Genomic DNA, 15277 nt, shown 5'->3' with positions numbered 1-15277 from the left:
AGTGTAACTAGTTTGTCATACAGCTCCCGTAAGGTAGTCGCAGTTTAAAACTCAAGTGACCCAAAAGCATTAAGTGCCAGTGCTTTTTGGTGACTTGAGTTTATGCGCTAACACAATAATTAAATATCTATCTTAACGGAGTGAACAATGAAATTATCTGACTTATTCAAAGTTAGTTTGGTAGCTGCAGCAGTTTCTTTAGCTGGTTGTGGTGGTGATTTAGTCGTTAAAGAAGGCGACACCACTGTCAACGAAGGCGATAACGTCACTAACATCATCGATAATGGTGGTGACAATGGTGATAACGGTGGCGACCAATCAGGTCGTGATGATTCTCAAAACGCAACAACTGGTTTCCCAACTGACATCGAAAATGCTTTAACACAAGGTTTAGCAACAGATGTTTCTTCAGAATTCCCAACGATTACAGATAAACCAGTTTACCGTTTATCAGCAGACACTACATTCACAGCTGATGTAACACTAACAAACGATGCTCACTGGATTTTAAATGGTCGTACAGCTGTAGGTAATGACCGTGCTGATAACGCTGTTTTATATATCCAACAAGGCACTACATTAATTGGTGAATCGGGTGACGACTTCTTGGTTGTTCGTCGTGGTTCACAAATCGAATCAGTAGGTACTGTAAGCCAGCCAATCACGATGACTTCGATTCAAGATGTAACTAATGTTGAAACGTCTATCGGTCAGTGGGGTGGTTTAGTTCTGCTTGGTAATGCACCTGCAAACTCTTGTGGTGACCAAGAAGGCGAAGCAACTGCAGACGAACTTGCAAACTGTGGTGTTGCTGCAGAAGGTGATGCAGGTCAATTTGGTGGTAACGTTGCAGATGATAACTCTGGTACATTGAAATACTTAGTTGTTAAACATGCAGGTAAAACACTGGGTAATGGTGACGAATTAAACGGTATTTCATTTGCTGGTGTTGGTTCTGCAACGACTGTTGATTACATTCAAGTACACGAAAACTTAGATGATGGTATCGAGTTCTTTGGTGGTACAGTAAACGTAAGTAACGTGGTACTTACAAGCATTGGTGATGACTCACTAGATTGGTCATTTGGTTGGACTGGTACGGCGAAAAACGTATACATTCAACAAGCTGCGAACTTAGGTGACAACGCGATTGAAGCGGATAACTCAGAGTTTGATTCAGACGCTACACCACTGACTAACCCTACAATTGAAAACGTAACAATCGTGGGTGCTGAAGGTAACAATGGTATTCGCCTACGTGCAGGTACTGCAGGTATGCTGAAAAACGTTTTCGTTACAGGCCCTGCAACGTATGAAAACTGTTTACGTGTCGGTTCTGATTCAGTGCCTCGTGCAGAAGATGGCTCTCTAACTATCACTAACTCAATTGTTGCTTGTCAAACAGCTGCTAATAACTTCGGTAGCGAAACAATTAATGGTGGTACTGTACAAGCATGGTTTGAAGGCCAAGACGGTAACCAAACTCTTACACCAGCAGATTTAATGCTAGATGATAATGGTTATATGCCTTTAGCGGGTTCACCATTATTAGCGAATGGTCAAATCGGTGCATTTAGCGCAACAAATAACTGGATGGAAGGTTGGACTGTTGCTATCAATGGCGGTTTCCCAACTGATATCGAAAATGCAATGGCGCAAGGTCTTGCGACAGACGTTTCATCTGAATTCCCACAAATTACTGACAAGCCAGTGTATCGCTTAGCTGAAGATACAACCTTCACTGCAGATGTAACATTAACAAATGACGCTCACTGGATCTTAAATGGTCGTACAGCAGTAGGTGGTGACCGTACTGATAGCGCAACATTATATGTTCAAGCGGGTACTACATTAATTGGTGAAACAGGCGATGACTTCTTAGTTGTTCGTCGTGGCTCACAAATTAACGCAAATGGTAATGCAACAGCACCAATCACTATGACATCTATCCAAGATATGACAGGTGCAGAGACAGGCATCGGTCAATGGGGTGGTTTAGTATTACTTGGTAATGCACCGGCTAACTCATGTGGTGACCAACAAGGTGAAACAACACCTGAAGAGCTAGCAAACTGTGGTGTTGCAGCTGAAGGTGATGCAGGTCAATTCGGTGGTGATGATGCAGAAGACAACTCGGGTGTTGTTCGTTATGTTGTTGTTAAACACGCAGGTAAAACACTGGGTAATGGCGATGAGCTAAATGGTATTTCATTCGCGGGTGTTGGTTCTCAAACAAAAGTGGAATACATCCAGGTTCACCAAAACCTTGACGATGGTATCGAGTTCTTCGGTGGTACTGTCAACGTTCGTAACGTTGTACTAACTGATATTGGTGATGACGCGTTTGACTGGTCATTTGGTTGGACAGGTCGCGCACAGAACGTTTATATCCAACAATCATCTGTTGAAGGTGACAATGCAATCGAAGCTGATAACTCAGAATTCGATTCAAACGCTACACCATTAACTAAGCCACTACTTTCAAACGTAACGATTGTTGGTGCTGACGGTAAAAACGGTGTTCGTCTTCGTGCAGGTACTGCGGGTGTTATCCGTAACATGGTTGTGACAGGCCCAGAAGGTTACAAAAACTGTTTACGTGTAGGTTCTGACTCTGTAGCAAATGCTGAATCTGGTGAGCTTTCTATCGAGAATTCAGTGGTAGCATGTAGTGCAGACAATAACTTCGGTTCTGAAGCAATCGGTTCTGGTAATGTTCAGTCTTGGTTCGAAGGTCAAACTGGTAACCAAACACTTACTGCAGCGACATTAAACCTTGCTACAGATGGTTTCACGCCTAAATCAAGCTCGCCGCTATTAGGTGCAGGTGTTGATGCGTCAGACCTTGACCCATTCTTCACTAAAACAAGCTACATTGGTGCATTTGACGGTGACAACAACTGGATGGAAGGTTGGACAGTTGCTGTTAACCCTAGCTTCCCTGCTGATATCACTAACGCAATGGAGCAAGGTTTAGCAACTGATGTTTCTGCAAGCTTCCCACAAATTACCGATAAGCCAGTTTATCAGTTAGCACAAGATGTTGTTTTCACATCTGACGTGACATTAACTAACGATGCTCACTGGATCCTTAAAGGCCGCACGGCAGTGGGTGGTGACCGTACAGATAGTGCAACGCTTTATGTTCAATTTGGTACAACGCTAATCGGTGAAAGCGGTGATGACTTCTTAGTTGTTCGTCGTGACTCGAAGATTGAAGCGGTAGGTACTGCAACTCAACCAATCGTTATGACATCTATCCAAGATATGACAGGTGCTGAAACAGGCATTGGTCAATGGGGTGGTGTAGTGCTTCTTGGTAACGCACCAGCTAACTCTTGTGGTGACCAAGTGGGTGAAACAACGGCTGATGAACTAGCAAACTGTGGTGTTGCTGCAGAAGGTGATGCTGGTCAATTTGGTGGTAATCAACCAGAAGATAACTCAGGTACACTTAAGTATGTTGTTGTAAAACAAGCAGGTAAAACACTTGGTAACGGTGATGAGCTTAACGGTATTTCACTTGCAGGTGTTGGTAGCCAAACTGAACTTGATTATATCCACGTTCACGAAAACCTTGATGACGGTGTTGAGTTCTTCGGTGGTACTGCAAGCATCAGCCACTTAGTACTAACAAACATTGGTGATGACTCGCTAGATTGGTCATTCGGTTGGACTGGTAATGCACAATACGTATTAATCAAGCAGTCTTCATCTGAAGGTGACAATGCAATTGAAGCTGATAACTCAGAGTTTGATTCAGATGCATCACCTTTAACAACTCCTACTATCTCTAACGTAACTATCATCGGTGCAGATGGTGTAAACGGTATCCGTTTACGTGCAGGTACTGCAGGTATGCTGAAAAACGTAGTAGTAACAGGTGGCGAAGGTTATAAAAACTGCTTACGAGTTGGCGCAGATTCAGCACCTCGCGCTGAAGATGGTTCACTTACTATCAGCCACTCAGTAGTTGCATGTGCAACAGATAACAACTTCTCAAGCCAAGCAATTGGTACGGGTAATGTTCAATCTTGGTTCGAAGGCCAAGAAGGTAACTCTATCATGGATGCAGCAATGTTAGGTCTAAGCGACAACGGCTATCAACCAAGTGCTGAATCAGCACTACTTGGTAGCGGTTTCGATGCTTCAAGCCTAAATAGCTTCTTCGACCAAGTAGATTACATCGGTGCAATGGATGCGCAAACAGACTGGACAGCAGGTTGGGTAAAAGTAGGTCTTAACTAAGCCCTTCTAATCCATGGTCGGGGGCAACCCCGGCCAGCTTCTAGTTTTGTTTTCGGAGTATAATAATGAAATCTTTTACCCCCTCTAAACTTGTGCGTTCAAAGATAAACCACGCAGTGCTTGCAGCATTAGTTGGCTTATCAGTGAATACTGCCTATGCAGCGGATGAAGCACAAGAAATTGAAGAAGTGGTTGCTGTAGGACAGCGTTTAAAAGGGAGTGCCGGCGCGGTTCTTCAAGAGCGTCAAAATCAAGCTTTCGTTGCCGATATCATGGGTGCAGAGCAAATCTCTCGTACTGGTGATGGCGATGCTGCATCGGCACTTCGTCGTGTAACAGGTTTGACACTTGTTGATGGCAAGTTCATTTATGTTCGTGGTTTAGGTGAGCGATATTCGAGTACTCAGCTTAATAGCATGTATGTACCAAGTCCAGATCCAACTCGCTCAGTTGTACCGCTTGACTTATTTCCATCAGATATTATTGAAAGTTTAAGTGTTCAAAAATCGTTTTCACCCGATATGCCTGCGCATTTTGGTGGTGGTAACGTAAATATTAGAACCAAATCAATTCCGACTGATTTTTTATTTAAAGTCGATATTGGTACTTCTTATAACACCAATAACAGTGATACAGGCTACTTCTATGAAGGTGGTGATGATGACTGGATGGGGCGTGATGATGGTACTCGTGCGTTACCAAGTGAGTTCATCGATGCCTTTTATGGTGCGGGCCTTGAAGGCGATATCAACACAACACTGGCTGAACGCCAAGCATTGATGTCGGCGCTTGATTGGAACATTTCAGCAACTGAAAAAGACGTTGATCCTGAAATGAGCTTTTCAGTTTCATTAGGCGATCGCTTTGAAAGTGAAATGGGTACATTTGGTGTGTTAGCTGCGGTTTCTTACGAAAATGAGTGGGAAGTAGCACAAGAAAAAAGTGGTACAAACCTCGGCAGCTTAGGGTGTGAAGACAAGTGTTTTGCTCAGTATTACGATGGTACATCGACTGAACAAAATGTGCGTTGGAGTGGTACCTTCAATATTGGTTATGAGTTTAATTCAAACCATAAAATTGAACTGACTAATATTGCCCTGCATGACATGCGTGACCGTGTTCGTAATCGTAATTTCTATGATGCCAACGAAACGGAAGAAGGTGTACGTGATCTTCGCCGTGTTGATGTTGTGTATGAAGAGCGTGAAATGTTCTCTAGCCAATTAAAAGGTACACACAACTTTATCGACTTTAACAACTTGTTTGTTGATTGGTACGCAGGTACAAGCCGTGCAAACCGTGATGCACCAGGTGGTGTAGACGCTGTTTTCCAACGTAACTACGACGATGGTGTGTTTGTTTCTGAGCAATTACAAGACGTTTCAGCAACTAACGTAACACGTGAATTCCAAGTGCTTCATGACGAAGTTGATACTTGGGGTTGGAACATGGGTATGCCATTTTATGGTGAAGGCTATGAGCTTGAGCTAAAAGTGGGTGGCGACTTCTCAGAGAAAACTCGTACAGCAAATAACACCACATTCGGTATTACACACCGCGGTATTTCAGATGATTATTCATTTGGTTCACGTTTAGATGAGATTTTTGCTTACGATAACATCAATAATGATGCTTTCTATGCAAGCTCAACGGGTTCTGGCATTTTTGATGACAGAACAACAGACGGCGATAAATACAGTGCAGCCCATAAGTTAGATGCATATTACTTTATGGCTGATTATTTCCTAGACAACACTTGGCGTATTACCGGTGGTATTCGTTGGGAAGATTTTGCCCAAGTATCAGTACCATTTAAGGCGCATAGTAACTTATTTGATGCCACAACGGATGAACTCGCTGAAGTAGCAATTAAAGAAGACGATTTTTATCCTTCTTTAGCTGTGACTTATATCATGGATGAAGAAATGCAATTTCGTTTAAATTTAAGCGAAACAACTATTCGCCCTGATATGCGTGATGTAAGTTCAACGTTCTTCGTTGACCCGTTAACAGAGTTCCTAGTTCGTGGTTCACCGACACTACAAAGTTCAAAACTGAAAAATGCTGACTTCCGTTTTGAATGGTATATGGCATCGGGTAATAACCTATCAGTTGCATTGTTCTACAAAGACATCACAAACCCTATTGAAATGGTAGAGCTTGCAGGTGTTGGTGGTGCTGCGCCACAGCTATTAACTGCAAACGCTGAATCAGGTGAGTTAACGGGTATTGAAGTTGATTTCTTGACTGACTTTAGCTTTATCAGTGCTGATTGGTCGAGTGTGTTCTTGTCGGGTAACGTTACGCTATCTGATTCAACTGTGAAACTAGGTATCGATGATTCTGACGGCGTTGATTCATTGTTTGAGCAGCAATTAAAAGATGCACTTGATGCAGATACAGTGTCTAACATTGTTACTAACGATGAGCGCCGTTTAGTGGGTCACTCTGAGTGGGTAGCAAACTTACAGATGGGTTATGACTCTGCTGATGGTTTCCATTCGACATCACTTGTATATAACGTGTTTGGTCCACGTATTATTGTACCGGGTACTCGCGGTAATGAAGATGCTGAAGAGAAGCCATTCCATTCGCTTGATTTAGTTTATTCTTACTTCCCGAACTTCAACACAAAAGTTAAGTTCAAAATTGAAAACATCCTTGGTCAAGATAAAGAAATTGAACAAGAAGGTTTATCGCTTTGGAAGAAAGAAGAAGGCACTAAGTTTAGCTTAGGCTTTAGCTACGAGTTTTAATTAAACTCCCCAAGGAAGGATACAATAATAAATCCTAACGTTGATTTAGCCCTGCACTAGCAGGGCTTTTTTGTTTCTATACCCAAACCACCTCAAGATGCAGAATTCAGCGTTTCACAGGTGCTTAATATCAAGGCGTTACTTTGCAAGAATGGCAGTCCCTTTTAAGAAATAACAACGATGAGAGTAAGTGCCTGTGAAGCGCCCAAAGGGTTGGTTTAAAAGCGATTTATACTGCGTTATTGATTTTAGCAATAGAACCACTATTACTTGCAATCAATGCCTTGCCTAAATCGCTTTTAATTCCAACTGAAACTCGCATCTTGAGGTAGTTTGGGTATATTAAACCATTGCGTGTTATGGTAGTTCAACGTGTTTAAAAAGGGATTAAAAATGGACTTACGGTTAATTATAAATGGTAAAAAAGCGGCTGATGAGCAGCTTCGTGATGCCATCGGTCAATTTCGAACTCGTCAGCCACTTGCGGTGCGTGTTACTTATGAAGGCGGTGACATTGAGCGCTTTATTAATGAAGCCGTCGCAGAAGGTGTAAAACGTATTGTCGTAGCTGGTGGTGATGGCACCGTTAATGAAGCCGTTAATGCATTAATGAAACTGGAAAAGTCACAACGTTTAGAGCTTGCAATTTTACCTATGGGCACAGCAAATGATTTTGCTACAGCCGCTAATATTCCTCACGGGTACTTGCCAGCGCTGAAACTGGCCGCACAGGGGCAGCCGCATGCAATTGATACGGTAGAGGTTGATAAGCGTTATTTCGTAAATGTAGCCAGTGCTGGCTTTGGGGCAAAAATTACCGCAACCACACCGCCTGCACTGAAAAACTTACTCGGTGGTGGCGCGTATACCTTGGCAGGGCTTGTACAAGCACTAAGTTTTGTACCTTACAGTGGCGAGTTAACGCTGCCTGATGGTGAACGAACTTCGGGCGATATTATTGCCGCTGCCGTGTGTAATGGACGCCAAGCGGGTGGTGGTCAGCCCCTTGCGCCCCATGCGTACATAAATGATGGCTTGGTTGATTTAGTGGCGTTTACATCATTTGCAATTTCAGATGTACCAGCGGTTATCGAAGAGCTAAGTAACTATCCTAATTCATCACAACAGTGGGTAAAACGCTTTCAAGTGCCTTGGCTTGAATGGCAAACACAAACAGAAATGCCAATAAATTTAGATGGCGAGCCAATCACCTCAAAACAACAGCGTTTTGAAGTGCATGCTGGCGCGCTAAACATGGTGCTACCAGACGCTTGTACATTACTTAAATAAACGATGATGAAAAATTTTGATGTTACTCGGTTAGCGCTGGTTTTGCTTGGGCCGCAATGCTAGATTACTTCTGTAAAAATTAAACTCTCACGCAATGGACTTTAATTTTTAACAGTTTAGGTAATTTGAATGAATCAAACAGTGGAACAAACAATGAAAAAAGTAGGATTAGTCGGTTGGCGGGGCATGGTTGGCTCTGTGTTATTAGAACGTATGCAGCAAGAAAATGATTTTTCTAATATCGACACGACTTTTTTCACCACCTCACAAACCGGTCAATTAGGTCCTGATCTTGCGGGTCCTGCTAAACCGCTTTTAGATGCCAATGATATCGCTGAGCTTGCGAAGATGGATATTATTGTTACTTGCCAAGGCGGTGACTACACCAAAGCCGTTTACCCGCAATTACGTGAATCAGGTTGGCAAGGTTACTGGATTGATGCGGCATCGGCACTGCGTATGAGTGACGACAGTATTATTGTGCTAGACCCAGTAAACAAAGACGTTATCAGTGCAGGCTTAGAGCAAGGTGTTAAAACCTATGTGGGCGGTAACTGTACCGTATCACTTATGCTATTAGCCCTAGGCGGTTTATTTGAACAAGACTTGATTGAATGGGTAAGCCCTATGACATATCAAGCGGCTTCTGGTGCAGGCGCACGCAACATGAAAGAGTTAATTGCGCAAATGGGTGCAATTCACGAAACAGTGGCAGACAAGCTTGCAGATCCAAATGCTGCGATTCTTGAGATTGATAAGTTAGTCACCGAAAAAATTGCCTCAAGCGATTTACCACAAGACCAGTTTGGTGTGCCTCTAGCTGGTAGCCTTATCCCTTGGATTGATGTACCAATGCCAAGCGGTCAAAGTAAAGAAGAGTGGAAAGCGCAAGTTGAAGCAAACAAAATTTTAGGTAGCAGTGAGCAACCAGTACCCGTTGATGGCTTATGTGTTCGCATTGGCGCAATGCGTTGTCACTCACAAGCAATGACAATTAAGCTGCGCAAAGACATTAGCGTTGATAAAATTGAAGAAATTCTTGCTTCTCACAATGAGTGGGTAAAAGTGATCCCGAATGATCGCGATATTACCGCTACAGACTTAACACCTGTAAAAGTAACTGGCACACTGTCTATTCCGGTAGGTCGTATTCGTAAATTAGCGATGGGCCCAGAGTATATCAGTGCGTTTACGGTTGGTGATCAACTGTTATGGGGTGCAGCTGAGCCACTTCGTCGCATGTTACGCATTATTGTTGATGGCCAACAATAATCACACAACTCAATATTAAGGCTAGCATTTTGCTGGCCTTTTTTAGCACTAAAGGAAAGTAATGCACACCCCTAATAAATGGAAAATGACACCAGAGCGAGTGTCGCAGTTCATTAAAACCTACAGCTTTGCACTGATGGTTGATAGTGAGTTTGAGGCAACTCATTTACCTTTAGTTTATAAGCCCGATGAGGGCGAGTTTGGTACCTTATATGGTCATGTGTCACGGGCTAACCGTCATGGCAAAAGCTTGCAAGATACCCATGTATTAGTGGTTTTTAATGGCCCTCATAGTTATATATCTCCTACTTGGTATAGCGAGAAGCCAGCTGTATCAACTTGGAACTACGCTGCGGTGCATGCCAAGGGCAAAGTAGAATACCTCGATGATGACCACACCTTAGCTTGCCTAGATGAGCTGATTCGCCAATACGAGCCAAGTATTTTAAACGATACCAGTTTGTTGCCAGCTGATTATCAAGCCAAGTTACTTCGTGGCATAGTGGGTATTAAAATCGAACTTGATTCAATTCAGGGAAAAGAAAAGTTAGGCCAGCATAAATCGGCAGCGGATCAACAAGGTGTTGTAACAGGGTTAAAATCAGATAAACACCCGGATGCCCAAGCCTTACTTAGCTATATGCTTAAACATGAAGTAGGAATAGGCAGCTAATTTGCATCCCGCAAATGCTGCCAATTGGTTGGAAAGTATCAAGCACTGCTTTGTTAAAAGCATGTTAACTACTAAAACTAAAGTTAGTACATTCCATGTATCTGTCAACTAAATGTCATACTTATCGCTCGCGGGAGTTATGTCTTAAATCGTGACAATACTTTACTTTGGTTTATTGCATGAATAATACTTGTGTGAATTATAAAACCTGATGTTACTTTGCTATCAGCAATGATGAGTATTTAATCAATGAAAATAGACAATGTGAACGCTGAAGATTACCCAGAGCTACTTGCTGTATGGGAAAACTCAGTACGAGCAACCCATGATTTTATAACAGAAGACGACATAGCCTTTTTTAAGCCAATCATTATTGAGCAGGCGTTTCCTAATGTAACTTTAAAGTGCATTAAGGATGAAAATAAAACAATTTTAGGATTCGTTGGCGTACATGAGTGCAAAATAGAAATGTTGTTTATTTTAAATGCCGCAAGAGGTAAGGGGATAGGTAAAACACTCTTGAACTATGCTGTTGAGCAATTAGCTGCCAACAAAGTGGATGTTAATGAGCAAAACCCACTTGCAGTTGGGTTTTATCAGCATATGGGCTTTAAAATTGCCTCACGCTCGCCATTAGATGATATGGGCAAGCCATTTCCAATATTACACATGGAACTCGCGTAGGAATGGCTGCAGCCATGTAGGTCGCCATTTATAGCAACAACACCTTGAACATTTTTCAAATTACGCGCTAAAGCACGACCTACAAACGCGCGAAACAAGTTTCACGCCTACGATGGTACCTTGTAGGTCGTCATTTATGGCGACAATAACCGTGAACCATAAATGTTCGGCGTTGAAACGCCTCCTAGAAACTTTCACCTTGTAACTCGCTAACTTTACTCTCGTATCTTAAAAACTAAAAATTTATTACTTGTCATACAAATTAATCTATTTTATCTTCAATGGATTAAGCTTCAAAAATAAAAGGATTTTTAATGGTTAAACTAAATGGATTCACAGTTTTAATTTTGATTGCTATCAGTTCGCTAATAACTTATTTGGTTACTTCATCGAGCAACAATAGTGAGGTGACGGCTACCGTAATAGAGAGCCAAGTTAATAGTGATTCTAATAAAGAAGTGATCTCGACGAATAACAAAGATATACATCAAAGCACTATTCAAGTTAAACAATTAGCCAGTTCAGAGCCTGAAGGTAATAAGGTGAGTGAAGAGCAAGGTCAACAAACGAATTTAGCTGATAGACATTTTTCATCATCAGAATCTGTTACCAATTCATTCATTACTGATAATGGGCAAATTAAACAGCAAAGCGTATTTGGCGCAATCACAATTCCTGAATTTCATGACTTTTTGAATAATGTACGAGGTGCAGAAGAAAACGATAATTCAATAGTAAGAGAAGTTAAGCTGCTCGAGATGTTGAGTCAAATTCGCACAAACGACGTTTATGCTGAAGACTTTGCTTGTAGAGGTAAAGTCTGTGCTATGTCATTTCACCATGAGGCTAACTCTGATTTTGATCTTGATAAGTTGAGTACTTTTGATGAAAACTACCTTTTCACAAACACATCAAAAGATGAATCAGGTTCAACAGTGACAAGAGTCTTGTTTATTCAAACAGACAACCCATCTCAATTAGTTTTTACCAATGGCTAGTCTTTGTAAGTCGTCATTTATGGCGACAAAAGCTTGAACATTTTCATGTAGGAACGGCTTTTGCCGTGAACCATAAATGTTCGGCGTTGAAACGCCTCCTACAAACTTTGCTCTCGTAACTTGCTAACTTTACTCTCGCAACTCGCTAACTCATAACATATCTTTTGCTTAATTTAATGAACGCGATATGCTGAAGCAACGAATAAAGCATTACATGAGAGTAGCAAATGAATCTTAATCAGGTGACGTTACCTGTAAAGGATATGAATGAAGCGGTGGCTTTTTACTTAACACTGGGAATGATTCAGATTGTGGATACACCGCATTACGCACGCTTTCAATGCCCAGATGGTGATGCCACATTTTCGCTGTCATTAGAAACTGAAGAGTTTAGTAATAGTGCGGTCATTTATTTTGAACATGAGCAGCTCGATGAGCTCTATGCAAGCCTTGTTGAAAAAGGCATTAGCTTTGAACAGCCGCCAACAGCCCAGCGTTATTTATGGACGGAAGCAATTCTAAAAGACCCATCAGGGAATAAAATTAAATTGTATTGGGCGGGAGAAAACCGCTTAAACCCACCATGGAAGGTAGAAAAGCGAGGGTAAAAAAGGCGCTAGGGTCTAGGTCCTAGCGCCTAATAGCTAAAAACTATTATCTAAAAACCTTACTGCTTTTCTTTCAATAGATGTTTTAGTTCAGCCATTTCAGCTTGCAGCTGAGCAATTTGCCCTTTGGTTGCTGGCATGTCGGCATCAGATGTTTGCTCTTCACGGGCGTTACGATGCTCTTCAGACATAACTTCTAAAATTGCTCCAACCATCATGTTTAAAAATACAAAGGCCGTTAAGAAGATGAACGTTAGGTAGAAAATCCAGCTGAGTTCATACACAGCCATAGTTTCATACATAACATCGGTCCAATCCTCGAACGTGGCGATTCTGAACAGGGTAAGCATAGAAATAGACACATCACCCCACAGTACTGGATTTATATCAGCAAACAGCATGCTACCCATGGCGGCATAAATATAGAAGATCACGAACATGAGCAGGGCAATATAGCCCATTTGTGGAATGGCTTTTAAAAGTGAGTTAACCAGCAGTCTGAGCTCTGGGATCATAGATACAAGTCGCAATACGCGGAAAATACGCAGTAATCGAGCGATAAAAATCGTAGAGCCAGCTGCAGGGTAAAGGCTTCCCACCACGATTATAAAATCGAAGATATTCCAGCCTTTGCTGAAAAAGTCTTTAAAACCACGGCTTGCGATAAACCGTATCACGAGCTCAACTAAAAAGAATACCGTGATACCTAAGTCCATCCAATGTAAGGCAAGCTCTGCAGTTGGGTGTAAAGAGTAGGTGTGTGCACCCACTGTTAGCGCTGAAATAACAATGACAGCAATAACAAATGATTGAAAAATTTTACTTTTATCGATACGCTGAAACAGCTGTTGTAACTGCGACAACATCATATAGAACCCTTTGGTAATAATATTTAAACCCACGCAATATACAGGAAAACACAGCACCAATGTATAACTACATAAAGGAAATTTAATGTTTCTAAATGCCTTAAAATTGGCCGTGATTGCGACCCTTGCAATACTTTTATCAGCTTGTAGCTCAGATGCCCGTTATCATGAAATTCAATCGGCGCGTTTAAGTGAATGCAATCATATGGCAGATAAAGAGTACCATGAGTGCGTAAAGCGCCAGCAAGATAGCTACGAAGAATTTAAAAAACAACAAGCAGAACATGACTAAAACTGAAAAACGTCTAGATAAGGCTATTCGAGTTGCATTAACGCAAGCGTGCGAACAAGCAAAAGAGCACGTACACGAATTTTCATGGTTAACGCATACTGCTGACCTAAAAAAGCTACCGCAATCACTAAAAGTAAGTTGTTATTGTAAAGAGCTGCCGATAACCGCTGAGCAAACCCAGTTAATTTCTAGTTTAATTATCAAAGAATTGAGCGCTATAGATTTCGCTGTCAATGCAAAAGCAATTGCGTTTTTAAAGGAATAATAATGTACGTAAATTTAACCCCTAAACAGATGGTTAGATTAAATCTAGCCCTTGCAATGTTATTTATTTGTATAGGTGTGTACAGCTTGCAATCAGACTCATTACCTATTTCAAGTTTTACCGGTTTTATATTTGCTATCGGTTTTATGGTGCAGGCTTATCGTTCAACAGAAAAGTTTGCAGCCAAAACAGCCCTTAGTAAAACACTCACGGCAACAGGCTCGAGCTTAACGGTTAAGCAGGTTTATTATGGCGATAAAGAAGCAACTCTTGAATTAAGCCGTATTACGCAACTGAAAGTTGCTGATAACTATTTAGCCGTCATATTAGATGGCAACGGGCAAGGTTATGACTTTCAAATAAAAGGCAAAGCTGAAGCAATCACTAACCGTTTAAATGAGATATTGCCAAAGGAGCTGCTTAAAAACAGCCCAATCAAACAGGTTTAATTTGGTAAGCCAGCTGCAAATGGCTATAATCGGCAAAAATTATTGAAAGAGATATAGCAATGGCAGTGCCTACGCGTTCACAAATTTCAATTGGCTGCGAAGTCAACATTGTTTTAAAACAAGATCAACGAACAGGTCAGTTAACTCAAGGTGTGGTGTCACGTATTTTAACTAAATCACCAAACCACCCGCATGGTATTAAAGTTCAGCTTGATGATGGTCAAGTAGGGCGCGTGAAAGAGATTTTATCATGAGTGTTTTAAGCGAAAGTGAATTTTGGCAACTCGTGACCGCCGAAGATAAAACTGCCGAGCCTGAGTCTGTTTGTAATGCTTTAAAAGCAAAGCTGACTGATTTATCTGACCAGCAGCTGATGGAATTTGATAAGCAGTTTAACCTACGTATGCGCAAAGCCTATACCTGGGACTTATTTGGTGCCGCTTATGTAATGGCTGGTTGTAACGACGATTATGGTTTTTCTGAGTTTTTATGTTGGCTTATTTCACGTGGTGAACAGGCTTTTTTAAAGGCGCTTGAAAACCCAGACTCAATTGCCGAGTGTACGCCAGTTTATCATTTAAACGAACAGCCTTACCCGTATTTAGATGAGTACGATTTAATTGCCGGTATGCTTTACGAAGAACGTAATGATGACGAATTACCCTTTGTGCCATCAGGCCTTGAGCAACCAAAAGGTAAACGTTTTAAAGATAAAGCTAAGTTTTTAAAACAAACCTACCCAAATTTATATGCTAAATATTGGCAACAACCGAGTTAATTAAAAGCACCTAAGGGTTAATGCTGATCAGTTAAGAAGTTGATCAGTTGACCGATCAGAATGATCATGCACAATCCGTAGTTAGGCAACTAACT

14 protein-coding genes are annotated in these 15277 nt (G+C 41.5%); 13 read left to right on the top strand and 1 reads right to left on the bottom strand.

The window, feature by feature from the left end:
* Nucleotides 1-147: 147 nt before the first annotated feature.
* The 8 genes from HUS62_RS18215 to HUS62_RS18180 all read left to right on the top strand — a co-directional run bounded on the left by HUS62_RS18215 (nucleotide 148) and on the right by HUS62_RS18180 (nucleotide 12529).
* A complete protein-coding gene (locus tag HUS62_RS18215) occupies nucleotides 148-4248 on the top strand; it encodes a hypothetical protein (RefSeq protein ID WP_175080701.1) in 4101 nt (1366 codons plus the stop codon).
* Nucleotides 4249-4313: 65 nt separating this feature from the next.
* Nucleotides 4314-7004: a TonB-dependent receptor plug domain-containing protein gene (locus tag HUS62_RS18210; RefSeq protein WP_175080700.1), complete on the top strand. Its 2691-nt coding sequence runs from the start codon at nucleotides 4314-4316 to the stop codon at nucleotides 7002-7004.
* A gap of 393 nt (nucleotides 7005-7397) precedes the next feature.
* Nucleotides 7398-8294, top strand: coding sequence for a lipid kinase YegS (gene yegS / locus HUS62_RS18205; protein WP_175080699.1), 897 nt, complete (start codon nucleotides 7398-7400; stop codon nucleotides 8292-8294).
* Nucleotides 8295-8423: 129 nt separating this feature from the next.
* Nucleotides 8424-9566, top strand: coding sequence for an aspartate-semialdehyde dehydrogenase (gene asd / locus HUS62_RS18200; protein ID WP_175080698.1), 1143 nt, complete (start codon nucleotides 8424-8426; stop codon nucleotides 9564-9566).
* A gap of 61 nt (nucleotides 9567-9627) precedes the next feature.
* Nucleotides 9628-10239, top strand: coding sequence for an FMN-binding negative transcriptional regulator (locus tag HUS62_RS18195; RefSeq protein WP_175080697.1), 612 nt, complete (start codon nucleotides 9628-9630; stop codon nucleotides 10237-10239).
* 249 nt (nucleotides 10240-10488) lie between these two features.
* Nucleotides 10489-10923, top strand: coding sequence for a GNAT family N-acetyltransferase (locus HUS62_RS18190; RefSeq protein ID WP_175080696.1), 435 nt, complete (start codon nucleotides 10489-10491; stop codon nucleotides 10921-10923).
* Between the two features lie 314 nt (nucleotides 10924-11237).
* Nucleotides 11238-11921, top strand: a complete 684-nt coding sequence (locus HUS62_RS18185) for a hypothetical protein (protein WP_175080695.1) — start codon at nucleotides 11238-11240, stop codon at nucleotides 11919-11921.
* Between the two features lie 227 nt (nucleotides 11922-12148).
* A complete protein-coding gene (locus tag HUS62_RS18180; protein ID WP_175080694.1) occupies nucleotides 12149-12529 on the top strand; it encodes a VOC family protein in 381 nt (126 codons plus the stop codon).
* Between the two features lie 59 nt (nucleotides 12530-12588).
* Here HUS62_RS18180 and HUS62_RS18175 read toward each other — a convergent pair whose 3' ends face one another.
* On the bottom strand, nucleotides 12589-13395 hold the full coding sequence (locus tag HUS62_RS18175; RefSeq protein ID WP_175080721.1) for an ion transporter: 807 nt from the start codon (nucleotides 13393-13395) through the stop codon (nucleotides 12589-12591).
* Between the two features lie 88 nt (nucleotides 13396-13483).
* On the opposite strand from HUS62_RS18175, the gene HUS62_RS18170 reads away from it, so the two are divergent.
* The 5 genes from HUS62_RS18170 to HUS62_RS18150 are packed head-to-tail and all read left to right on the top strand — an operon-like array spanning nucleotide 13484 to nucleotide 15182.
* Entirely contained in the window at nucleotides 13484-13690 is a 207-nt protein-coding gene (locus tag HUS62_RS18170) for a hypothetical protein (protein WP_054563817.1), read from the top strand.
* Nucleotides 13683-13955 carry a hypothetical protein gene (locus HUS62_RS18165; RefSeq protein WP_175080693.1) on the top strand — a complete coding sequence of 91 codons (273 nt, stop codon included), beginning with the start codon at nucleotides 13683-13685 and terminating at the stop codon, nucleotides 13953-13955. Before HUS62_RS18170 ends, HUS62_RS18165 begins: the two co-directional genes overlap by 8 nt.
* Before the next feature lie 2 nt (nucleotides 13956-13957).
* Entirely contained in the window at nucleotides 13958-14404 is a 447-nt protein-coding gene (locus HUS62_RS18160; RefSeq protein ID WP_175080692.1) for a hypothetical protein, read from the top strand.
* Between the two features lie 59 nt (nucleotides 14405-14463).
* The gene (locus tag HUS62_RS18155; RefSeq protein WP_036971837.1) at nucleotides 14464-14658 is read left to right on the top strand and encodes a YwbE family protein; all 195 of its coding nucleotides are present in this window, start codon (nucleotides 14464-14466) and stop codon (nucleotides 14656-14658) included.
* Nucleotides 14655-15182: a DUF4240 domain-containing protein gene (locus tag HUS62_RS18150; RefSeq protein ID WP_062565591.1), complete on the top strand. Its 528-nt coding sequence runs from the start codon at nucleotides 14655-14657 to the stop codon at nucleotides 15180-15182. The genes HUS62_RS18155 and HUS62_RS18150 overlap by 4 nt, the downstream gene beginning before the upstream one ends.
* The last annotated feature ends 95 nt before the right edge of the window (nucleotides 15183-15277 follow it).

This window comes from Pseudoalteromonas sp. 0303 (assembly GCF_013349995.1).
In the GTDB taxonomy this organism is placed as follows: domain Bacteria; phylum Pseudomonadota; class Gammaproteobacteria; order Enterobacterales; family Alteromonadaceae; genus Pseudoalteromonas.
Note: the sequence above shows the minus strand (reverse complement) of the source record. Positions and strands in the feature narration are given on the sequence as shown.

What these genes read in the sequence shown, in the direction of transcription:
- HUS62_RS18190 (WP_175080696.1), top strand. Translation starts at nt 10,489, where the DNA reads ATGAAAATAGACAATGTGAACGCTGAAGATTACCCAGAGCTACTTGCT.
- yegS (WP_175080699.1), top strand. Translation starts at nt 7,398, where the DNA reads ATGGACTTACGGTTAATTATAAATGGTAAAAAAGCGGCTGATGAGCAG.
- HUS62_RS18155 (WP_036971837.1), top strand. Translation starts at nt 14,464, where the DNA reads ATGGCAGTGCCTACGCGTTCACAAATTTCAATTGGCTGCGAAGTCAAC.
- HUS62_RS18215 (WP_175080701.1), top strand. Translation starts at nt 148, where the DNA reads ATGAAATTATCTGACTTATTCAAAGTTAGTTTGGTAGCTGCAGCAGTT.
- HUS62_RS18170 (WP_054563817.1), top strand. Translation starts at nt 13,484, where the DNA reads ATGTTTCTAAATGCCTTAAAATTGGCCGTGATTGCGACCCTTGCAATA.
- HUS62_RS18165 (WP_175080693.1), top strand. Translation starts at nt 13,683, where the DNA reads ATGACTAAAACTGAAAAACGTCTAGATAAGGCTATTCGAGTTGCATTA.
- HUS62_RS18150 (WP_062565591.1), top strand. Translation starts at nt 14,655, where the DNA reads ATGAGTGTTTTAAGCGAAAGTGAATTTTGGCAACTCGTGACCGCCGAA.
- HUS62_RS18175 (WP_175080721.1), bottom strand. Translation starts at nt 13,395, where the DNA reads ATGTTGTCGCAGTTACAACAGCTGTTTCAGCGTATCGATAAAAGTAAA.
- HUS62_RS18160 (WP_175080692.1), top strand. Translation starts at nt 13,958, where the DNA reads ATGTACGTAAATTTAACCCCTAAACAGATGGTTAGATTAAATCTAGCC.
- HUS62_RS18185 (WP_175080695.1), top strand. Translation starts at nt 11,238, where the DNA reads ATGGTTAAACTAAATGGATTCACAGTTTTAATTTTGATTGCTATCAGT.
- HUS62_RS18210 (WP_175080700.1), top strand. Translation starts at nt 4,314, where the DNA reads ATGAAATCTTTTACCCCCTCTAAACTTGTGCGTTCAAAGATAAACCAC.
- HUS62_RS18195 (WP_175080697.1), top strand. Translation starts at nt 9,628, where the DNA reads ATGCACACCCCTAATAAATGGAAAATGACACCAGAGCGAGTGTCGCAG.
- asd (WP_175080698.1), top strand. Translation starts at nt 8,424, where the DNA reads ATGAATCAAACAGTGGAACAAACAATGAAAAAAGTAGGATTAGTCGGT.
- HUS62_RS18180 (WP_175080694.1), top strand. Translation starts at nt 12,149, where the DNA reads ATGAATCTTAATCAGGTGACGTTACCTGTAAAGGATATGAATGAAGCG.